Annotated in this window: 13 protein-coding genes; 8 read left to right on the forward strand and 5 right to left on the reverse strand. The window is 50.0% G+C overall.

Going from position 1 to position 15,129, the window contains the following annotated elements; translation table 11 throughout:
* Nucleotides 1-6: 6 nt before the first annotated feature.
* The 3 genes from aat (at nucleotide 7) to dapD (ending at nucleotide 2,222) form a co-directional block, all read left to right on the forward strand.
* A complete protein-coding gene (gene aat / locus HMPREF9370_RS00230) occupies nucleotides 7-735 on the forward strand; it encodes a leucyl/phenylalanyl-tRNA--protein transferase (RefSeq protein ID WP_009115198.1) in 729 nt (242 codons plus the stop codon).
* A gap of 136 nt (nucleotides 736-871) precedes the next feature.
* Nucleotides 872-1,282 (forward strand): hypothetical protein, encoded by a 411-nt coding sequence (locus HMPREF9370_RS00235; protein WP_009115199.1) that lies wholly within the window; start codon nucleotides 872-874, stop codon nucleotides 1,280-1,282.
* Between the two features lie 118 nt (nucleotides 1,283-1,400).
* Nucleotides 1,401-2,222 carry a 2,3,4,5-tetrahydropyridine-2,6-dicarboxylate N-succinyltransferase gene (gene dapD / locus HMPREF9370_RS00240; RefSeq protein ID WP_040667237.1) on the forward strand — a complete coding sequence of 274 codons (822 nt, stop codon included), beginning with the start codon at nucleotides 1,401-1,403 and terminating at the stop codon, nucleotides 2,220-2,222.
* Nucleotides 2,223-2,404: 182 nt separating this feature from the next.
* On the opposite strand, the gene HMPREF9370_RS00245 is transcribed toward dapD, so the two are convergent.
* The 5 genes from HMPREF9370_RS00245 to HMPREF9370_RS12370 all read right to left on the reverse strand — a co-directional run bounded on the left by HMPREF9370_RS00245 (nucleotide 2,405) and on the right by HMPREF9370_RS12370 (nucleotide 9,320).
* Nucleotides 2,405-6,322, reverse strand: coding sequence for a translocation/assembly module TamB domain-containing protein (locus HMPREF9370_RS00245; protein ID WP_009115202.1), 3,918 nt, complete (start codon nucleotides 6,320-6,322; stop codon nucleotides 2,405-2,407).
* Nucleotides 6,322-8,157, reverse strand: a complete 1,836-nt coding sequence (locus tag HMPREF9370_RS00250; protein ID WP_009115203.1) for an autotransporter assembly complex protein TamA — start codon at nucleotides 8,155-8,157, stop codon at nucleotides 6,322-6,324. The genes HMPREF9370_RS00245 and HMPREF9370_RS00250 overlap by 1 nt, the downstream gene beginning before the upstream one ends.
* Nucleotides 8,158-8,410: 253 nt before the next feature.
* Entirely contained in the window at nucleotides 8,411-8,896 is a 486-nt protein-coding gene (locus HMPREF9370_RS00255) for a DUF302 domain-containing protein (RefSeq protein ID WP_040667239.1), read from the reverse strand.
* Nucleotides 8,897-8,954: 58 nt separating this feature from the next.
* On the reverse strand, nucleotides 8,955-9,191 hold the full coding sequence (locus HMPREF9370_RS11710) for a rhodanese-like domain-containing protein (RefSeq protein ID WP_009115205.1): 237 nt from the start codon (nucleotides 9,189-9,191) through the stop codon (nucleotides 8,955-8,957).
* Between the two features lie 6 nt (nucleotides 9,192-9,197).
* A complete protein-coding gene (locus HMPREF9370_RS12370; RefSeq protein ID WP_009115206.1) occupies nucleotides 9,198-9,320 on the reverse strand; it encodes a hypothetical protein in 123 nt (40 codons plus the stop codon).
* Nucleotides 9,321-9,526: 206 nt separating this feature from the next.
* Here HMPREF9370_RS12370 and sstT point away from each other — a divergent pair, with 206 nt between their 5' ends.
* The 5 genes from sstT to HMPREF9370_RS11505 all read left to right on the forward strand — a co-directional run bounded on the left by sstT (nucleotide 9,527) and on the right by HMPREF9370_RS11505 (nucleotide 14,785).
* Nucleotides 9,527-10,774 carry a serine/threonine transporter SstT gene (gene sstT / locus HMPREF9370_RS00265; protein WP_009115208.1) on the forward strand — a complete coding sequence of 416 codons (1,248 nt, stop codon included), beginning with the start codon at nucleotides 9,527-9,529 and terminating at the stop codon, nucleotides 10,772-10,774.
* Between the two features lie 392 nt (nucleotides 10,775-11,166).
* Nucleotides 11,167-12,123: an L-lactate dehydrogenase gene (locus HMPREF9370_RS00270; protein WP_009115209.1), complete on the forward strand. Its 957-nt coding sequence runs from the start codon at nucleotides 11,167-11,169 to the stop codon at nucleotides 12,121-12,123.
* Between the two features lie 164 nt (nucleotides 12,124-12,287).
* Nucleotides 12,288-13,514 (forward strand): L-lactate permease, encoded by a 1,227-nt coding sequence (locus HMPREF9370_RS00275; RefSeq protein ID WP_009115211.1) that lies wholly within the window; start codon nucleotides 12,288-12,290, stop codon nucleotides 13,512-13,514.
* Entirely contained in the window at nucleotides 13,484-13,873 is a 390-nt protein-coding gene (locus HMPREF9370_RS12375; protein WP_256998677.1) for an L-lactate permease, read from the forward strand. The genes HMPREF9370_RS00275 and HMPREF9370_RS12375 overlap by 31 nt, the downstream gene beginning before the upstream one ends.
* 213 nt (nucleotides 13,874-14,086) lie before the next feature.
* The gene (locus HMPREF9370_RS11505; RefSeq protein ID WP_009115213.1) at nucleotides 14,087-14,785 is read left to right on the forward strand and encodes a hypothetical protein; all 699 of its coding nucleotides are present in this window, start codon (nucleotides 14,087-14,089) and stop codon (nucleotides 14,783-14,785) included.
* Nucleotides 14,786-15,129: the final 344 nt, after the last annotated feature.

The raw sequence follows: 15,129 nt of genomic DNA on the forward strand, positions 1-15,129 counted from the left end.
GCGGATATGGAGATTCCGTTTTTACCCCCCGGCGACCACCGCTTTCCCGACCCGCGTCCTGCCTTGGCGGAAAATGAAGGCTTGGTTTGCGTGAGCACCGATTTGGCCGTGCCGCGATTGCTGGCTGCTTATCCTTTAGGCATTTTTCCTTGGTTTGAAGAAAACGGGGTGTTTTTCTGGTTTGCAATTGCACCGCGCGCCGTTCTCTTTCCTAAAAAAATCCATATCGGCCGCTCGCTGTCCAAAACACTGCGCAACAAGTCTTATGCGGTTACGGTTAACCGCAACTTCCCTGAAGTTATCGCCACCTGCAGCCGGATTGAACGGCCGGGCCAGGAAAGCTCTTGGATAGGCCCTGCTTTCAGACAGGCCTATACGGAGCTGCACAAAGCGGGCCATGCGCATTCATTTGAATGCTGGTATCCCGATGATGAGGGAATTTTAAATCTGGCCGGCGGATTTTACGGTGTACAAATCGGCCGCGCATTTTTCGGAGAATCCATGTTTGCCGCGCAGCCTGATGCCTCAAAAATCGCTTTTGCCTGCGCCGTGCCCTATTTGGCGGAATGCGGTATTGAGTTGATAGACTGCCAGCAGGATACGCATCATCTGGCACGGTTCGGCTCGGAGCAGATGGAATTTAACGATTTTCAGGCAGCCACGCTGCGCCTTAGCCTGAGCGATTTACAACAGCCGATAAATCAGGGTGTGCTACGGGAACAAAACATACGTTAAGGTTGTCTAATCTAAATTAAGCTGAATAGTTTTAGAGAATTTTCAGCCCCCACTATTCTATATTTTGTTTCCTGCTTAACGTAAGCTATTCAATTTGATTAAAATTTTCTAAACAAAAACCATTCGAAGGAAAATTATGACACACCCCCTGATTCCTGCCATTTTACTTTCTTTACTGCTGGCTGGCTGCGGCGGCAACGAAAACCAACCTGCGGCTCCGGCATCTGCCCCCGAACCCGCAACCCAAGCATCGGCTCCTGCAGCAGATAACGCAGCTTCTGAAGCTGATATGGCAGAACCGAAAGCCTCTTCAGCCGCTGCCGCCACACCTGCCGGCGAGATGGTTCCCTTGTGTAAAGAGGCAGAAACGCTGGAAAACAAATACATTGAAACTTTGAGCGGTGCGGAAAAAGAAGAGCGTATCCAACGTCGTGACGAATGGTTGGCCAGCTTGAAACAAGCCACTCCGGCTGAGCAGGAAGAAAACTGCAAGCAGGCAATCGAAGAAGCCAAAGACCAAGACGACGATAAAGAAGACAAAAGTTAATCTTTAGCCGATACTGTGCAACATGTCCCATGCCTGTCTGAAACTTTTTCAGACAGGCATTCATTTCCGCTTTGCGGTACAATCCAGCCTTGATTCTCAACTAACTGTGGAAAAAGCCATGTCATTACAAAACATCATCGAAACCGCTTTTGAAAACCGCGCAAATATCACGCCTGCGAGCGTCACGCCCGAAGTGAAAGAAGCAGTGGAAGAAACCTTGCGCCAGCTCGATTCAGGCGCTTTGCGTGTGGCCGAGCGTTTGAGCGTAGGCCAATGGAAAGTGAACGAATGGGCGAAAAAAGCCGTGTTGCTTTCTTTCCGCATTGCCGACAACAAAGTGCTGAACGACGGCGTAAACCAATATTTCGACAAAGTGCCGACCAAATTCGAAGGGTGGAGCGAAGAGCAATTCAAAGCCGGCGGCTTCCGCGTGGTACCCAATGCCGTTGCCCGCCGCGGCAGCTTCGTGGCCAAAAACGTGGTATTGATGCCCTCTTATGTGAACATCGGCGCGTATGTGGATGAAGGAGCCATGGTTGACACTTGGGCTACCGTAGGCTCATGCGCTCAAATCGGCAAAAATGTGCATTTGAGCGGCGGAGTAGGCATCGGCGGCGTATTGGAGCCGTTGCAGGCCAGCCCGACCATTATTGAAGACAACTGCTTTATCGGCGCGCGCTCGGAAATCGTGGAAGGCGTGATTGTGGAAGAAGGCAGTGTGATCTCAATGGGCGTGTATATCGGCCAATCCACCAAAATTTACGACCGTGAAACTGGTGAAATCCACTACGGCCGCGTACCTGCCGGCTCGGTAGTGGTGTCCGGCAGCCTACCCGCTAAAGACGGCACGCACAGCCTGTATTGCGCGGTAATTGTGAAAAAAGTAGATGCGCAAACCCGCGCCAAAACCAGCGTAAACGAACTGCTGCGCGGCGTGTAAAACGACGTACCCATCAAATTAAAAATAGTACACTCGTCATACTCGGGCTTGACCCGAGTATGGCCGGGCTGTTTCTACATAAGTAGTTTCACTATATAGAAATGCCTGTCTGAAAGTATTTTTCAGACAGGCATTAATTACGTCGCCGACTTCGGCCATTCCAATACCGGACGGTTAAATCATCAATCAAATCGGATAATATATTTCAATTCTCCGCCAGAAGATTGCGTACCGACGCGCGCCACGGCTTGGAGCGAACGGGTTAGTTGATACATTAGCTTCACCGACTGGCTGGCGCTATTCATGCCATACTCATAACCCAGATAAAGCTCGCCGGTCAGCTGTTTACCAAAGGTCAGAATTTGCTCGGCAGGGTTCAGCTCGCCTGTTTGCGCATTGCGGGTACGCTGGCTGGTGAGGCCGAAATTGTCGACTAGGCCGATTCTGTCGTTAACTTTACCGGCCAGGAAAGCACCTGCAGCCGTAGCCAGCGCAGCTTCATCGCTGTCGTTGCCGCTGCTGGCGCGATTGAGAATCAGCCAGGAAAGTTTATCTTTCTCGCTCATCGCTTCGTTTGCCACCAGGCTGACACGCGGCTTGTTCAGGCTGCCCAACACTTCGACACCCGCACCCACCGGCGAAAGATTGCGGGTTGCGCGGATATTGAGGTTGGGGTTGTCGAGCGGGCCGACAAACGAAATTTTGCCTTTTTCGATATTCAAGTCCTGCCCATAGGCTTTGTATTTGCCTTTAACCACGTTCACCGTGCCGACACCCTGAACGTTTTCACCCGGCCGTGCGGTTAAGGCCAATCGGCCGCCGAGAGTCACATCCAAGCCCTCCCCGCTGAAGCGGAAACGATCGTTCAAATCCAATGTGAGATTCATATTAACCGGTGTTGCGGCAGCCGGTTTCTCTTTTACCTCGCCTATCACAATCACATCATCGTCTAATGTGGGCATACCGGAATCCTGGAAACCGAAACGGCCGTTATCCACTTTGAGCAAACCGGTCAGCGTAACGCCCGTTGCATCGTTATATTGCAGTTTGGTATCGCCGCTAACCGTCAATCGGCGGTTGGGTTTATCCAGCATATGATAGCGGTCAAACACGGCAACCACATCAACATCGGGCGCATTATTCGCCGCCAAACTGATGCTGCCGCTAAGTTTTGCCGAACCGCCCCGATGGAAGGTTAGGCTGTCAATCTGCCAGCGCTGGCCTGCAAGGCGTGAACGCAAAGTACCGTTATCCAAAATAATGCCTTGCGCATGATTGCGGTAATACAGATTGTCGCCGTTGAGCGTCCCGTTTAATTGCGGCTGCCCAAGCCTGCCTGAAATCACCGCTTCACCCACCAGCTTGCCCTTCAAAACCTGCCCCACAGGCATCAAGTGGCGGAATGCCTCCAAATCAGGAGCATTCAGACTGATTTTGCCACTTACAGGTGCCTGGGCTATGGCGTTACCAAAATTTTGGCTGATAACAAGATTGCCGCCGATTTTGCCGTAGCGGGTAGAGCCTTCAATCGTATTGTCGATACGCCCGTTTTGGAAGCGTGTTTGCAAAGTCAGATTGCCCAACCCCAAAGCTTGTTTGCGGTAGGGAATAACCACATCGCCGCTTTGTCTGCGCACATTGATATAACCGCGCATGTTTTGTGCGTACACCACATCCCAATCGCCGCTCAAAACCAAATCATGTTCAACCGGCGGGGTGTAGAAATTGTGTAGTTGCGATATATGCAGATTGTCTGTGCTGCCTTTGGTTACGATACCCTGCTTTTTATCCCACACAAAATTCTGTAAGTTCAAACTGCCGCCCATCGCGCTCCAACGTGCCGCACCCAAACTGACACGTTCGGCGCCGGCTTCCAGCGCCAAGCGGTTTTGCAGTTTCAGGTTGAACGCGCCATTGATGTCTAAAGTATCTACATAACCCTGCCATTGGTTTTTGCTGTTCAAACCGCCGTTTGCAGACAAAAGCAGGCGGTAGGGTTTGCCGTCCAGCCTCATGCTGCTGTTGCCGTTGATAGTGTGGCTTTTGCCCGTGCCGTTAACCGTAAGCTGGATATTATCGATACGCGTCGGTTCGGTTTCGCCCGGAATGATGATTTGCCGGCCGTTTGCCTTGATATTGAACGGACGGTTTATATCAGGCGAACCATTCACCTGAAAATCAAGATGGCTGATTTGAACAGCTTTTTGGATACGCAAGTTTTCCGCCCTGCCCGCCACGTTGGCTTCCAGGCGCTTCGGATCGCCGGCAATCGTGCCTTTGGCAATCAGAAGGCCGCTCATACCCAAGCCGAAACGGCTCAGATCAGGGGCATTCACGTCCAGCGTTAATTTATCGCCCTGCTTGCCGAAGCTGCCGTTAGCAAACAGCCGGTTATTGCCGAGCTGGATATTGGAAGCAATTTTGCTCAGATGGTCTTTGTCGTAAACCACATCCGCTTTGCCGCTGAGGTTTACATCAGACAGGGTGCTTTGGCCGAAATTGAGGTTAGCGGCAATGTACTGATCGGCAAGCCTGCCGTTTACTTTAAAACTGCCGTTTACCCTACCCTCGGGCAAGTCCGCATACGCGCGCGCGGGATTGAAGTTTTTACTATCAAACTCAACAGTAAGGTTTTGCTTGTTAAACAGCTCTAAAGTACCGTTTCCTTTGATTTCGCCACCGTTTTCGGGTCTGATGGCAATATTCTTCAGGCTAACGCTTCTTTGGCCGTTCCGTGTATCCGACACCAGCATCACTTCACCTCCGGCTGCGGTTTTGCCAACAGTCAAATCCAGCAAAGCTTGGGGATTACTGTATGTACCGCGCAATTGGAGCTTGCCGTTTATCGGCTCTGCAAACTTCTGCTTCTCCACATCAGCCAATACCACATCTTGGATATAGGTATCCAGATTTAGGGTTTGCTTGGCCGTATCAGTGCTGCCGCTTAATGCAATATTGCCTTTTTTCAATAAATTCGCATTCGCTTCTTTCAAAAGCAGCATACCGTTTTCATTAATCACAAAATCAGCCAGCAGGGAACGAACCGGAATCCCGCCTGCATCTGCTTCGGCAGCCGTCAGGTTGGCCAAGTCGATTGAGCCTTCCAGCGCAACGCCATGCAGCTGCGACGGCACCACGGTGGCATCAAAATCGAAATGCGCTTGCGGAGCGGAAGCCAGAAATGCGCGCGGATTGATGTTATATCCTTTAACCTGAACATGTTCGATAATTTCGTCCAAACCTTTGCCAAACGGGCTTACGCGCGTATCAACCGTGAATTTGATGTTGTTGATGCCGTTTGCAGCCTGGTCGGAGGCGTTTTCCGTGGCCGCCGTTTTCATGTCGGTTTTCAACGTTATGGTTTGCAGGCTGCCACCCAGCTGCAAATCGTTGGTAATGGCGATATTTTCAAGCACGCCTTCACTGTGGATTCTGCCGTTCAACGCAAACGGCGATGCAGTGGCCATTTTCAGCGTGCCGTTTGCATCGCTCCAAGGGCTTTGCAGCGAAACCACGTTTAATTGATGCTGCTTGTGGTCATAACCGTAGTTTAAGCGCACATGTCTGACGATAACGGTTTTGTTTTTACCGGTTGTAATCCGCCCCGTTTCTACGCTGTCGATCACCGCTTCAAAAGGCAGGCTGACACTGTCCGGCATTTTAGCTTCGGTTTTAGGTTTGGGCGGCGTGGGTTTGTCCTGAATATGGATACCACCGGCGGCAATGCGGCGTATATGCAGTTTTTTATTCTTTAATTCGCCGGGCTGCCAGTTGAATACCAAGCTGGAAATGTCTATATCGGCGCCTTCTGTTTCGATGCGCCAGCCGTCGCCTTCAAAGCCTTTGAGCAAGGTGCCGTTCAGGCTTTTGGAGGTAATATTGACGCCGAACCAGGCGGGAATTTTATATAAGCCGAAACGCAGGCCGGATTCGGTGGCAACCAGCCACGCGATAATGCCGCCCAGCATCAACACAGCCAGCACGAAAACCAGCAAAATGGCTTTCAACCATTTTTTGCCGCTTTTTTTCGGAGCAGGCTGTTTTTCAGACAGGCTTTGTTCGGAAGCAGTCTGAGCGGGTGCTGTGGTTTCTTGTGTCATCAGAAACGGGTTCCTAAGCTGATGTGCCAGCGGATTTTTTTATCCTGATGGCCATAGGCGATGTCAAATGAGAAAGGAGCGACGGGGCTGAACCAGCGCACGCCCAAGCCGGTGCCGTGTTTCAGGTTCATGGATTTAAAGTTATGGGCAACATCACCCATATCATGGAACACGGCAGCTGCAAAATCTTTACCGATCGGATATTGGTACTCCAAGCTGGCTACTGCCAAAGCACGCTCCGGCAACACGGAATTGTTGGGGCCTTCCAGACCTATGCTGTCAAGCTCGTAGCCGCGCACCGAACCGGCACCGCCGGTACGGAACTGCAAAGTAGACGGCACTTCCTCATCGTCTCTGGCATACACATAACCGAGCTGGCCGCGTGCAATGAATGTGCCGTATTTTTTCTCTTCCGGCGTAAAGTAATAGCCTGCCGAGGCAGTAACACGCTGCACGGAAGTAGAAGACAAAAGTTTACCTACTGAAGTGCCGATCTTGCCGTCGAGATAATAACCGTTGGCCGGGCGCAGCAGGGTTTCGATGTTCTGGCGCCGCCAAGAAGCAGTTAGCATAGTGGCGGCGCTACGGCCCAAGTCGTAATTGGTGTCGGGCACCCTGCGGTTCTCATTAATATGCTCGACACCAAGGCGAGATTCAATGCCGTTACGGTCGCGCACATACCATACGCCGGTAGTCAGTGCTTTTTTCTCCAGATTTTGTGTGGTCGAACGGTTATAGGAAAGATTGGAAGTCCAATATTTACCGTTGCTCTTGCGCGGCTGGCTGATACCCACGGCCACTGTGGTTTCGTATTTATCGTAATCAAATACAGCGGATCCGACATAGCCGCGGTTCAACAGGTTGTAATGGTCGTAACCCATACGGATGCCCGGGCCGTATTCGGAATCGTAACGTAAACCCATTTCGAATTTCTGGCGCTTCATTTCGTTTACGCTAACCTTTACCGGAACGTGGTCGCCCTGCATATTATTGAAATCCGGATAAACCGATGCACCGGAATAATGGCTGTCTTGCTCAAGCGCCTGCTGATAATCCAACAGTTTATCAAGGTCATAAGGATTGCCCGGTTTGAACTGCGCTAAGCCGCGTGCCACGCTTTCCGGATAACGCTCTACGCCAGTGATGTCGATTTCACCGAAATAAATCGGCTGTTTGCTGTCTACTTCGATACTCAAATCGGCTTTATTGGTATTGGGATTAATCAAAGCCTCTGTTTTAGACAATTGCGCCAGCGGGTATTTTTTACGCACTACGGCAGAAAGCACGGAATTTTTACTGCTGCTCCAGCCGGATTGTTCAAAAGGTGCACCCACGGGCAATGCCCAATCGGCCAGCGCCCTTTTGTAATACACACCCAATTCGCTATCGGACACTATTTGGCCGGCCAATGCCACATTTACATTGTCGATTTGGGTGCGCGGGCCGGTTTTCACGTCTACACGGTAACCTTCTCCCTGCGGCACCACATCCACCTTACCATTGAAATAACCTTTGGTTTTCAGCATAGTCTGTACATCATTGGGCGCATCTTCCGCCAGAAAACCTACTTGCTCTTTATCCAGATTTTCTTGCTGCTGCTCAGTAATCAGCGGCAGGTGCTCTTGCAGCATTTCTTTAACTTCTTCATCGTCGGAGCTGATTTGAACAGGGTATTTCGGTTCCAGTTTCCGCCCCTCAGTATCTTCAGGCTCATAGTGGCTGGCAACGGGCACGGCAACATAATCTTCGGCTTTGGGTTCAAAGACGGGCTCTGCAAACGCCTGGCGGCAAGCGAGTGTGAGAATGGTAAGAGTGAGGGCGGTATGCGGTTTCATGAGTCTCTGATGCGTGTTTCGCGAAAACACCGGTTTATTTCTTTAAGAATGCGGGAAATTTTAGCATTGTTTTCAAGGCTTGTAATGTATATGCCTGTCTGAAAACGGATTCCGGCGCTTTCAGACAGGCATATGTTTCATGCAAATTGTTTCCGGCACTTCTGAATAAACAGTTTCTGACCATGAAGTAAATATTGGCAGAAAAATCACGCCTAGCCGAATCTTTTCAGACAGGCATTGCTGCTTGACCCGATTATTCGGTTACCGTTTTGGCAATCAGCTTTTCGGCGTTTGCCAGCGTGTTTTCAACATCTTGATAATGGATTTTACTGCCTTCGATTAACGCCCGGGTGTCGTTATAGACCACTTTTACCGCACCGTCCGTTTCGGTAATCAACACGCGCAACGGCAATTGCAATGCAAACTCAGGGTCTTTGACCATAAGGGGCGTACCGGCTTTCGGTGTGCCGAACACAATCACTTTTGCCGGCTGCATCTGCAGGCCGTTTTGCTGCGCTGCCGCTTGATGGTCGATAACGGTAAAAATCTTCATTCCTTTAGATTTTACGGCCTGTTCAAGGCGGTTTACCGTTTCATCAAAGCTGTATTTGCTGACCAACGTGTGTGTGGTGTTCATTGTTTGTTTGTGCTCGCTGTGTTGTGCAGAATGTTGGGCTTTAGGCGTGTGGGCACAGGCGGACAGCGCAGCCGCCGCCAGCAGCAGGAAAATCGGTTTCATTAATTTCATTTTCGTTTCTCTTTGTTAAATTAAAAGCAAACCCGAGGCGGTACCACGGTTAGCGGATACCTTGCCGACGCAAATCCTGATAACCGCCGTGATTGGTTATATCAGTATAGCCGAGATCCTGTAATTGCTTTATGGCAATTTCAGCGCGGCGGCCACTGCGGCAATAAAGGTTAATCGGGGCATGTTTGTCGGGGCTGACACTGTGAATCCGCCCGGTGATTTGGTCAACGGGGATATTGAGCGCGCCTTCTATATTACCTGTTTTAAACTCTTCCGGCGTACGCACATCAATCTAAATGCCTTTTGCTTTGGCCGCCTGCCCGGCCGGCGCGACAGACGCTTGCGGCGTTTTGGCCTGAATCCCGGCAGAAACCAGCAGAGCCGAAGCAGTTAAGATAACCAGCAGCAGCTTCAATGCCTACTCCTTAATACATGTTTGAAAGCTTCAATGGTAAAACCAAAACATTGGAAAATCAAAATGTGTTTTCTCTAAAACAGCCATGCCTGTCTGAAAAGGCTTTCAGACAGGCATGGCCATCGGGCATTTACTTTACGGACAATTATGTTTTATTTACAATGGCAACTTAATCTTTACATTCGTTATAATTATGAGGAGCGGTTATGGCTACCGGAAATCCTGTCATTGATGCTGTAAACCGCGTCAGCTTGGTTCAGCAGATTATTATCGGTTTGTTATTCGGCGTGGCTTTAGGCTACCTTGCCAACCCGGACGTGGGCATCATCCCCATATCTGCAGTGCCTTTGCTGTCGCTTTTGGGCAGTATGTTTGTCGGTGCGCTCAAAGCAGTTGCACCGATTCTAGTGTTTGTGTTGGTAACTTCCGCCATTGCCAGCCACCAAAGAGGCCGCGAAGCACACATTAAGCCAATTCTCCTGCTTTATATTATCGGCACATTCAGCGCCGCCGCAGTAGCAGTGGCTGCCAGTTTTCTGTTTCCAAGCGAAATCGCATTGGTGCAGCACGAAGTATCGAACACCCCGCCTGCCGGTATCGGCGAGGTATTGAAAACCTTGCTGATGAACTTGGTGGCCAACCCGATTAATGCGATTGCCAATGCCAATTATGTAGGTATTCTGATGTGGGCATTACTACTGGGATTCGCCCTGCGTCATGCAGTTGACAGCACGCGCATGATGATTGCCGATCTGGCTGCTGCCGTAGCCAAAATCGTGGGGTGGATTATCCGCTTCGCACCACTGGGCATTTTCGGCCTGGTTGCCGAAATGGTTGCCACTTCCGGTATCTCCGGCTTACTCAGCTATTTCAAAGTGTTGGCTGTATTGGTGCTGTGTATGGTGTTTATCGCATTGGTAGTCAACCCGATTATCGTATGGTGGAAAATCCGCAAAAATCCTTATCCGCTGGTGTTTACCTGCCTGCGTGAAAGCGGCATCACCGCATTCTTCACACGCTCTTCCGCTGCCAATATTCCGGTTAACATGGCTTTGTGCAAAAAATTGAATCTGCACGAAGATACTTATTCCGTGTCTATTCCTCTAGGAGCCACCATCAACATGGCAGGCGCAGCGATTACGATCACGGTGCTCTCGCTGGCTGCGGCATACACTGAAGGCGTTCAGGTCGACTTTATGACCGCTCTCTTGTTAAGCCTAGTCGCCACCATCAGTGCTTGCGGCGCTTCCGGTGTAGCAGGAGGCTCTCTGCTGCTGATTCCATTGGCATGCAACCTATTAGGTATTTCCAACGATGTAGCAATGCAGGTTGTAGGCGTAGGCTTTGCTATCGGCGTGGTACAGGATTCTTGCGAAACTGCGTTGAATTCTTCTACCGACGTGCTTTTCACTGCCGCCGCCGATATGGGCCGCCAGCGCACCGGCCATCTCTAGATAGAGCTGTAAAAGATTCGGTTTCATAGTGATATGGCAAAATCAAGCTAAAATCCCAACTAGTCTGCACAAATGCCTGTCTGAAATTTATTCAGACAGGCATTTGTAATTTTTATGAATCAAACTTAAATCCATCACAATAATTTTTTGGCTGTGAAACTTAATAACCACAAGATATTGCCAGCCTGATTACCGCACCAACCACACAATCTTCAGCCTGATTTTTCATAATAATAATTAAACCCACCATCACAAACCGCCCCTAACATTTCCTGAATCTCTATTTCTTGCCATTTCTTGACTGATATCAATACAAAAAATGGTATTTTGTTACAAATAATTGTAATATAGTTTCATTAACTGATTTATTACGTATATTAAGGAGCAGCAAAATGATTCGGAAAACAGGCAGCAAAGTTGTGATTATCGGCACGGGTGCCGTGGGCATCAGCTATGCTTTTGCTATGCTTAATCAAGGCGGCTGTGATGAGCTTGTGCTGATCGACTTAAACGAAAAGCGTGCACATGCGGAAGTGCGGGATTTACGCCACGGCGTGCTGTACGCGCCCACACCGATGAAAGTAACACAAGGCACATATGCCGACTGTGCAGATGCGGATATTGTGTGTATCTGCGCCGGCGTGCCACAACGCCCGGGCGAAACCCGTTTGGACTTGATTGATAACAACCTGAAAGTATTCCACAGCATCGTGGGCGAAGTAATGAATGTCGGTTTTGACGGCATTTTCTTGGTAGCCACCAACCCGGTAGACGTACTCTCGTATGCCACTTGGAAATTCTCCGGCCTGCCCAAAGAGCGCGTGATTGGTTCGGGCACCATCTTGGATACCGCCCGTTTGTGCAACTGCTTGGGCAAAGCTTTCGGTGTGGCGCCCATCAGCGTGGATGCCCACATGATCGGCGAGCACGGCGACAGCGTGATTGCCGCTTGGAGCACCGCCAATATTGCCGGCATGTCACTACAAGAAGCATTGAAAAAACAGCCCGACGGCGAGGCGCGCATGGCAAAAATCCATGCGGATGTACGTGATGCGGCTTATTCCATCATCGAAGGCAAAGGCGCCACTTACTACGGCATTGCGATGGGTTTGGCCTGTATTACCAAAGCGATTCTGCACAATCAAAACGTGGTGCTGACCATTTCCGCCCTGCTGGAAGGCGAATACGGCGAACATGATGTTTATATCGGCGTGCCTGCCGTTATCAATCGCCAAGGTATTGTCCGCGTGATTGAAAAACCGCTTGATGAAACAGAAGCAGTTCAATTTACAAAATCCGCCAATATTCTGCGTGATTATCAGCAAAAAGTCGGCGAATATTTGAAATAATCAAACCACTGTAAGCTGTGAAGTCAAACCCATACAAGGCGGATGCGCCGCACAAACAATACTTGCATGACAACCGCACCCGCCTGACATTAAAGCTTCCCGGTAATTTAGCTGTTATGTTCCGTATGGCCCGTTTCCGCTTCATTTAATTAAGGAAGATAAACATGTTTTCCCCCACATTCGATCCCCTAGGCAACATCTGGCTTTCCGCCGCTGTTGCTTCCGTTCCTATTATCCTCTTTCTGCTCAGCCTGACCGTGTTGAAAATGAAAGGTATCCATGCCGCTTTGCTCACACTAGTGGTAACTTTGGTGCTTTCGTTTTTCCCCTTTGCCCTGCCCGTTAATGTAGCAGTTGCTTCCGTGGTACAAGGCATTGTGCAGGGTATGTGGCCTATCGGTTATATCATCATCATGGCGGTTTGGCTCTACAAGCTCACCGTGGCTTCCGGCAAATTTGAAGTGATCAAAGGCAGCCTTGCCATGATTTCGCCCGACCAACGCATCCAGCTGCTGCTGATCGCATTCTGCTTCGGCGCATTCCTCGAAGGCGCGGCAGGCTTCGGCGTACCGATTGCCATCTGCGGCGTGATGCTGGCGGCATTAGGCTTTAATCCTTTACAAGCAGCGATGCTGTGTTTGATTGCCAACGCGGCTTCCGGCGCATTCGGTGCCATCGGTATCCCGGTTGCGATTATTGATACCTTCCATTTGGAAGGCGTAACTGCGATGGATGTTTCCAAAGCCACCAATACCACGCTGCCTTTTATTGCGGCAAGCGTACCGTTTTTGCTGGTATGGATTATCGACGGTTTCAAAGGCATTAAGGAAACGCTGCCTGCGCTGTTGGTTACTTCCGGGGTGTTTACTTCATGCCAGATGGCTGTAACGTATTTTGTCGGCCCCGAATTGGCCGATATCCTGCCGCCTTTGTTGTCTTTAATCGCACTGGCCGCACTGTCAACCAAATGGCAGCCGAAAAACATCTTCCGCATCTCACCGGAAGACAAAGAAGAAACAGCCCGCCATTCGTTCAGCGCCATCATTTCCGCTTGGTCGCCGTTCTATATCCTCAGTGCATTCGTGATTGTGTGGAGCATGCCGTTTTTCAAAGCCTTGTTCAAACCCGATGCGCCTCTGACTTTTACCAACCTGAATTGGACACTGGCTGCAGCCGGTGATCAAAAAATCACGGTCGGCTTAGGTTTGATCAATTCAACCGGCACCGCAATTTTACTGGCCGTGCTGGCCACCATTCTGGTTTCCGGCAAATCGCTGGGCGTAGCGCGCGCAGTAACCGACCTGAAAAAACCTGCAAGGAATTATGGCTTTCCATCGCCACCATCTGCTTCATTCTTGCCATTGCCAAGCTCACTACTTACACCGGCATGACTAAAGCATTGGCAGAAGCCGTTGCCGTAACCGGCGGCGTATTCCCGCTGCTCTCGCCCGTGTTAGGTTGGATCGGCGTATTTATGACCGGATCAGTTGTGAATAACAACACCTTGTTCGCACCGGTGCAATCCATTGTTGCACAGCACTTAAGCATCGATCCTGCCCTGCTGGTGCAAGCCAATACCGCAGGCGGCACAATGGCGAAACTGGTGTCACCGCAATCTATTGCCATTGCCACGGCTGCCGTAGGCAAAGCAGGCCAAGAATCCGCCTTGCTGAAAATGACCTTAAAATACAGTATCGGACTATTGATATTCGTGTGTATCTGGACATTCGTTTTGGCATCTTTACTCTAAGCCAAATAAAAACAATGCCTGTCTGAATTTTTCAGACAGGCATTTTTCTTAATTAAACAAACATATATAGCCAATCAAATTGCATTAACACAAGACGGCAAGCCGCACAGACTTGTTTATTTTTTAAGCTTTTCGGTTATAGATAAAACCCAAATTTACACAGGATTTCGCTATAATCCCCGAAAATTCAACCCTGATAAACCACACAATCTAATGAAAAAAATCCTTTTTCTTTCCGCCGGCCTATTGAGCCTGCTGTTGAGCCAGCAAACTCTGGCGCGAACCAACTACATCTGTCAACTAAACGGCAAAGCCGTCTACACCACCCAAAGAATCAACAACACCTGCCAAATATCCGAAATGAACGGCATCTCCGAAGAAACCGTATCGGTAGAGCGCACCTCCACACCCAGCATGGCAGAAATCATGGGCAAAACTCCTGCCACCATTGCATTGAATACCCAGGTAGAACTTTACGGCGAGCCCTCTTTCAATTTCGCCACCATCAACGAAACCGACAAAATCGCCCAAATCTGGGAAAAAGAACAATTCGGTTCCTACGACGACATCAAAATCATGCCGCGTGCCGACATTGAAAAACCGGCTGACATGAACGTGAAAATCCGCAACCAACCAATCGATAAAAGCAAAACCCCTGCTTCACGCTCCGTGCAAACCAATACCCGTATGCCGGCAAACTACAAACCCCTTCCGCCGCCCAAACCCAAGCTGACCCGCAAGCAGATTCTCCAGCGCGAAATTGCCAGCGAGCAGGCCGCACTCATCAGAGCACAAGCCCAACTCGAACGCGCGCGCAAGTCCGGCGGCGACACCTCCGGATTGGAGCAAACGGTTCGCGACCGCCAAGCCAACGTGCGTGCCATTCAAAATGAATTGAAACGCCAAAGATAAGGCTGCTTTACATACAAATGCCTGTCTGAAATTTTTTCAGACAGGCATTGTTTGGTTATTGTTTGGTTTAAGTATAGTGGGTTAACTTCAAATTTGAAATTTGGTATGGCAACGCGCGTTTTTAATTTCTATATTTCGTTTTTTTAAGATTGCGCTTTATGGCCGCGCGGCCACTTACTTGCTTTGCTTCGCCAAAGAAAGGCGACCGTAGTTACCGGTTTGCTGCGCAAACCGCCCTCACTGCGCGAGCTTTTCGGAGCGGCCTTGCTTCCCCGAAAACCCCGCTCCGTTCGACGGCGCCAGCGGGCAGGCAGCAATAGCCAAGATTTGCTAATGATTTAAGT

Source organism: Neisseria wadsworthii 9715, assembly GCF_000227765.1.
GTDB lineage: Bacteria > Pseudomonadota > Gammaproteobacteria > Burkholderiales > Neisseriaceae > Neisseria > Neisseria wadsworthii.

Coding starts and splice junctions, on each gene's coding strand:
- aat (WP_009115198.1), top strand. CDS start 7: ATGGAGATTCCGTTTTTACCCCCCGGCGACCACCGCTTTCCCGACCCG.
- HMPREF9370_RS00235 (WP_009115199.1), top strand. CDS start 872: ATGACACACCCCCTGATTCCTGCCATTTTACTTTCTTTACTGCTGGCT.
- dapD (WP_040667237.1), top strand. CDS start 1,401: ATGTCATTACAAAACATCATCGAAACCGCTTTTGAAAACCGCGCAAAT.
- HMPREF9370_RS00245 (WP_009115202.1), bottom strand. CDS start 6,322: ATGACACAAGAAACCACAGCACCCGCTCAGACTGCTTCCGAACAAAGC.
- HMPREF9370_RS00250 (WP_009115203.1), bottom strand. CDS start 8,157: ATGAAACCGCATACCGCCCTCACTCTTACCATTCTCACACTCGCTTGC.
- HMPREF9370_RS00255 (WP_040667239.1), bottom strand. CDS start 8,896: ATGAAACCGATTTTCCTGCTGCTGGCGGCGGCTGCGCTGTCCGCCTGT.
- sstT (WP_009115208.1), top strand. CDS start 9,527: ATGGCTACCGGAAATCCTGTCATTGATGCTGTAAACCGCGTCAGCTTG.
- HMPREF9370_RS00270 (WP_009115209.1), top strand. CDS start 11,167: ATGATTCGGAAAACAGGCAGCAAAGTTGTGATTATCGGCACGGGTGCC.
- HMPREF9370_RS00275 (WP_009115211.1), top strand. CDS start 12,288: ATGTTTTCCCCCACATTCGATCCCCTAGGCAACATCTGGCTTTCCGCC.
- HMPREF9370_RS11505 (WP_009115213.1), top strand. CDS start 14,087: ATGAAAAAAATCCTTTTTCTTTCCGCCGGCCTATTGAGCCTGCTGTTG.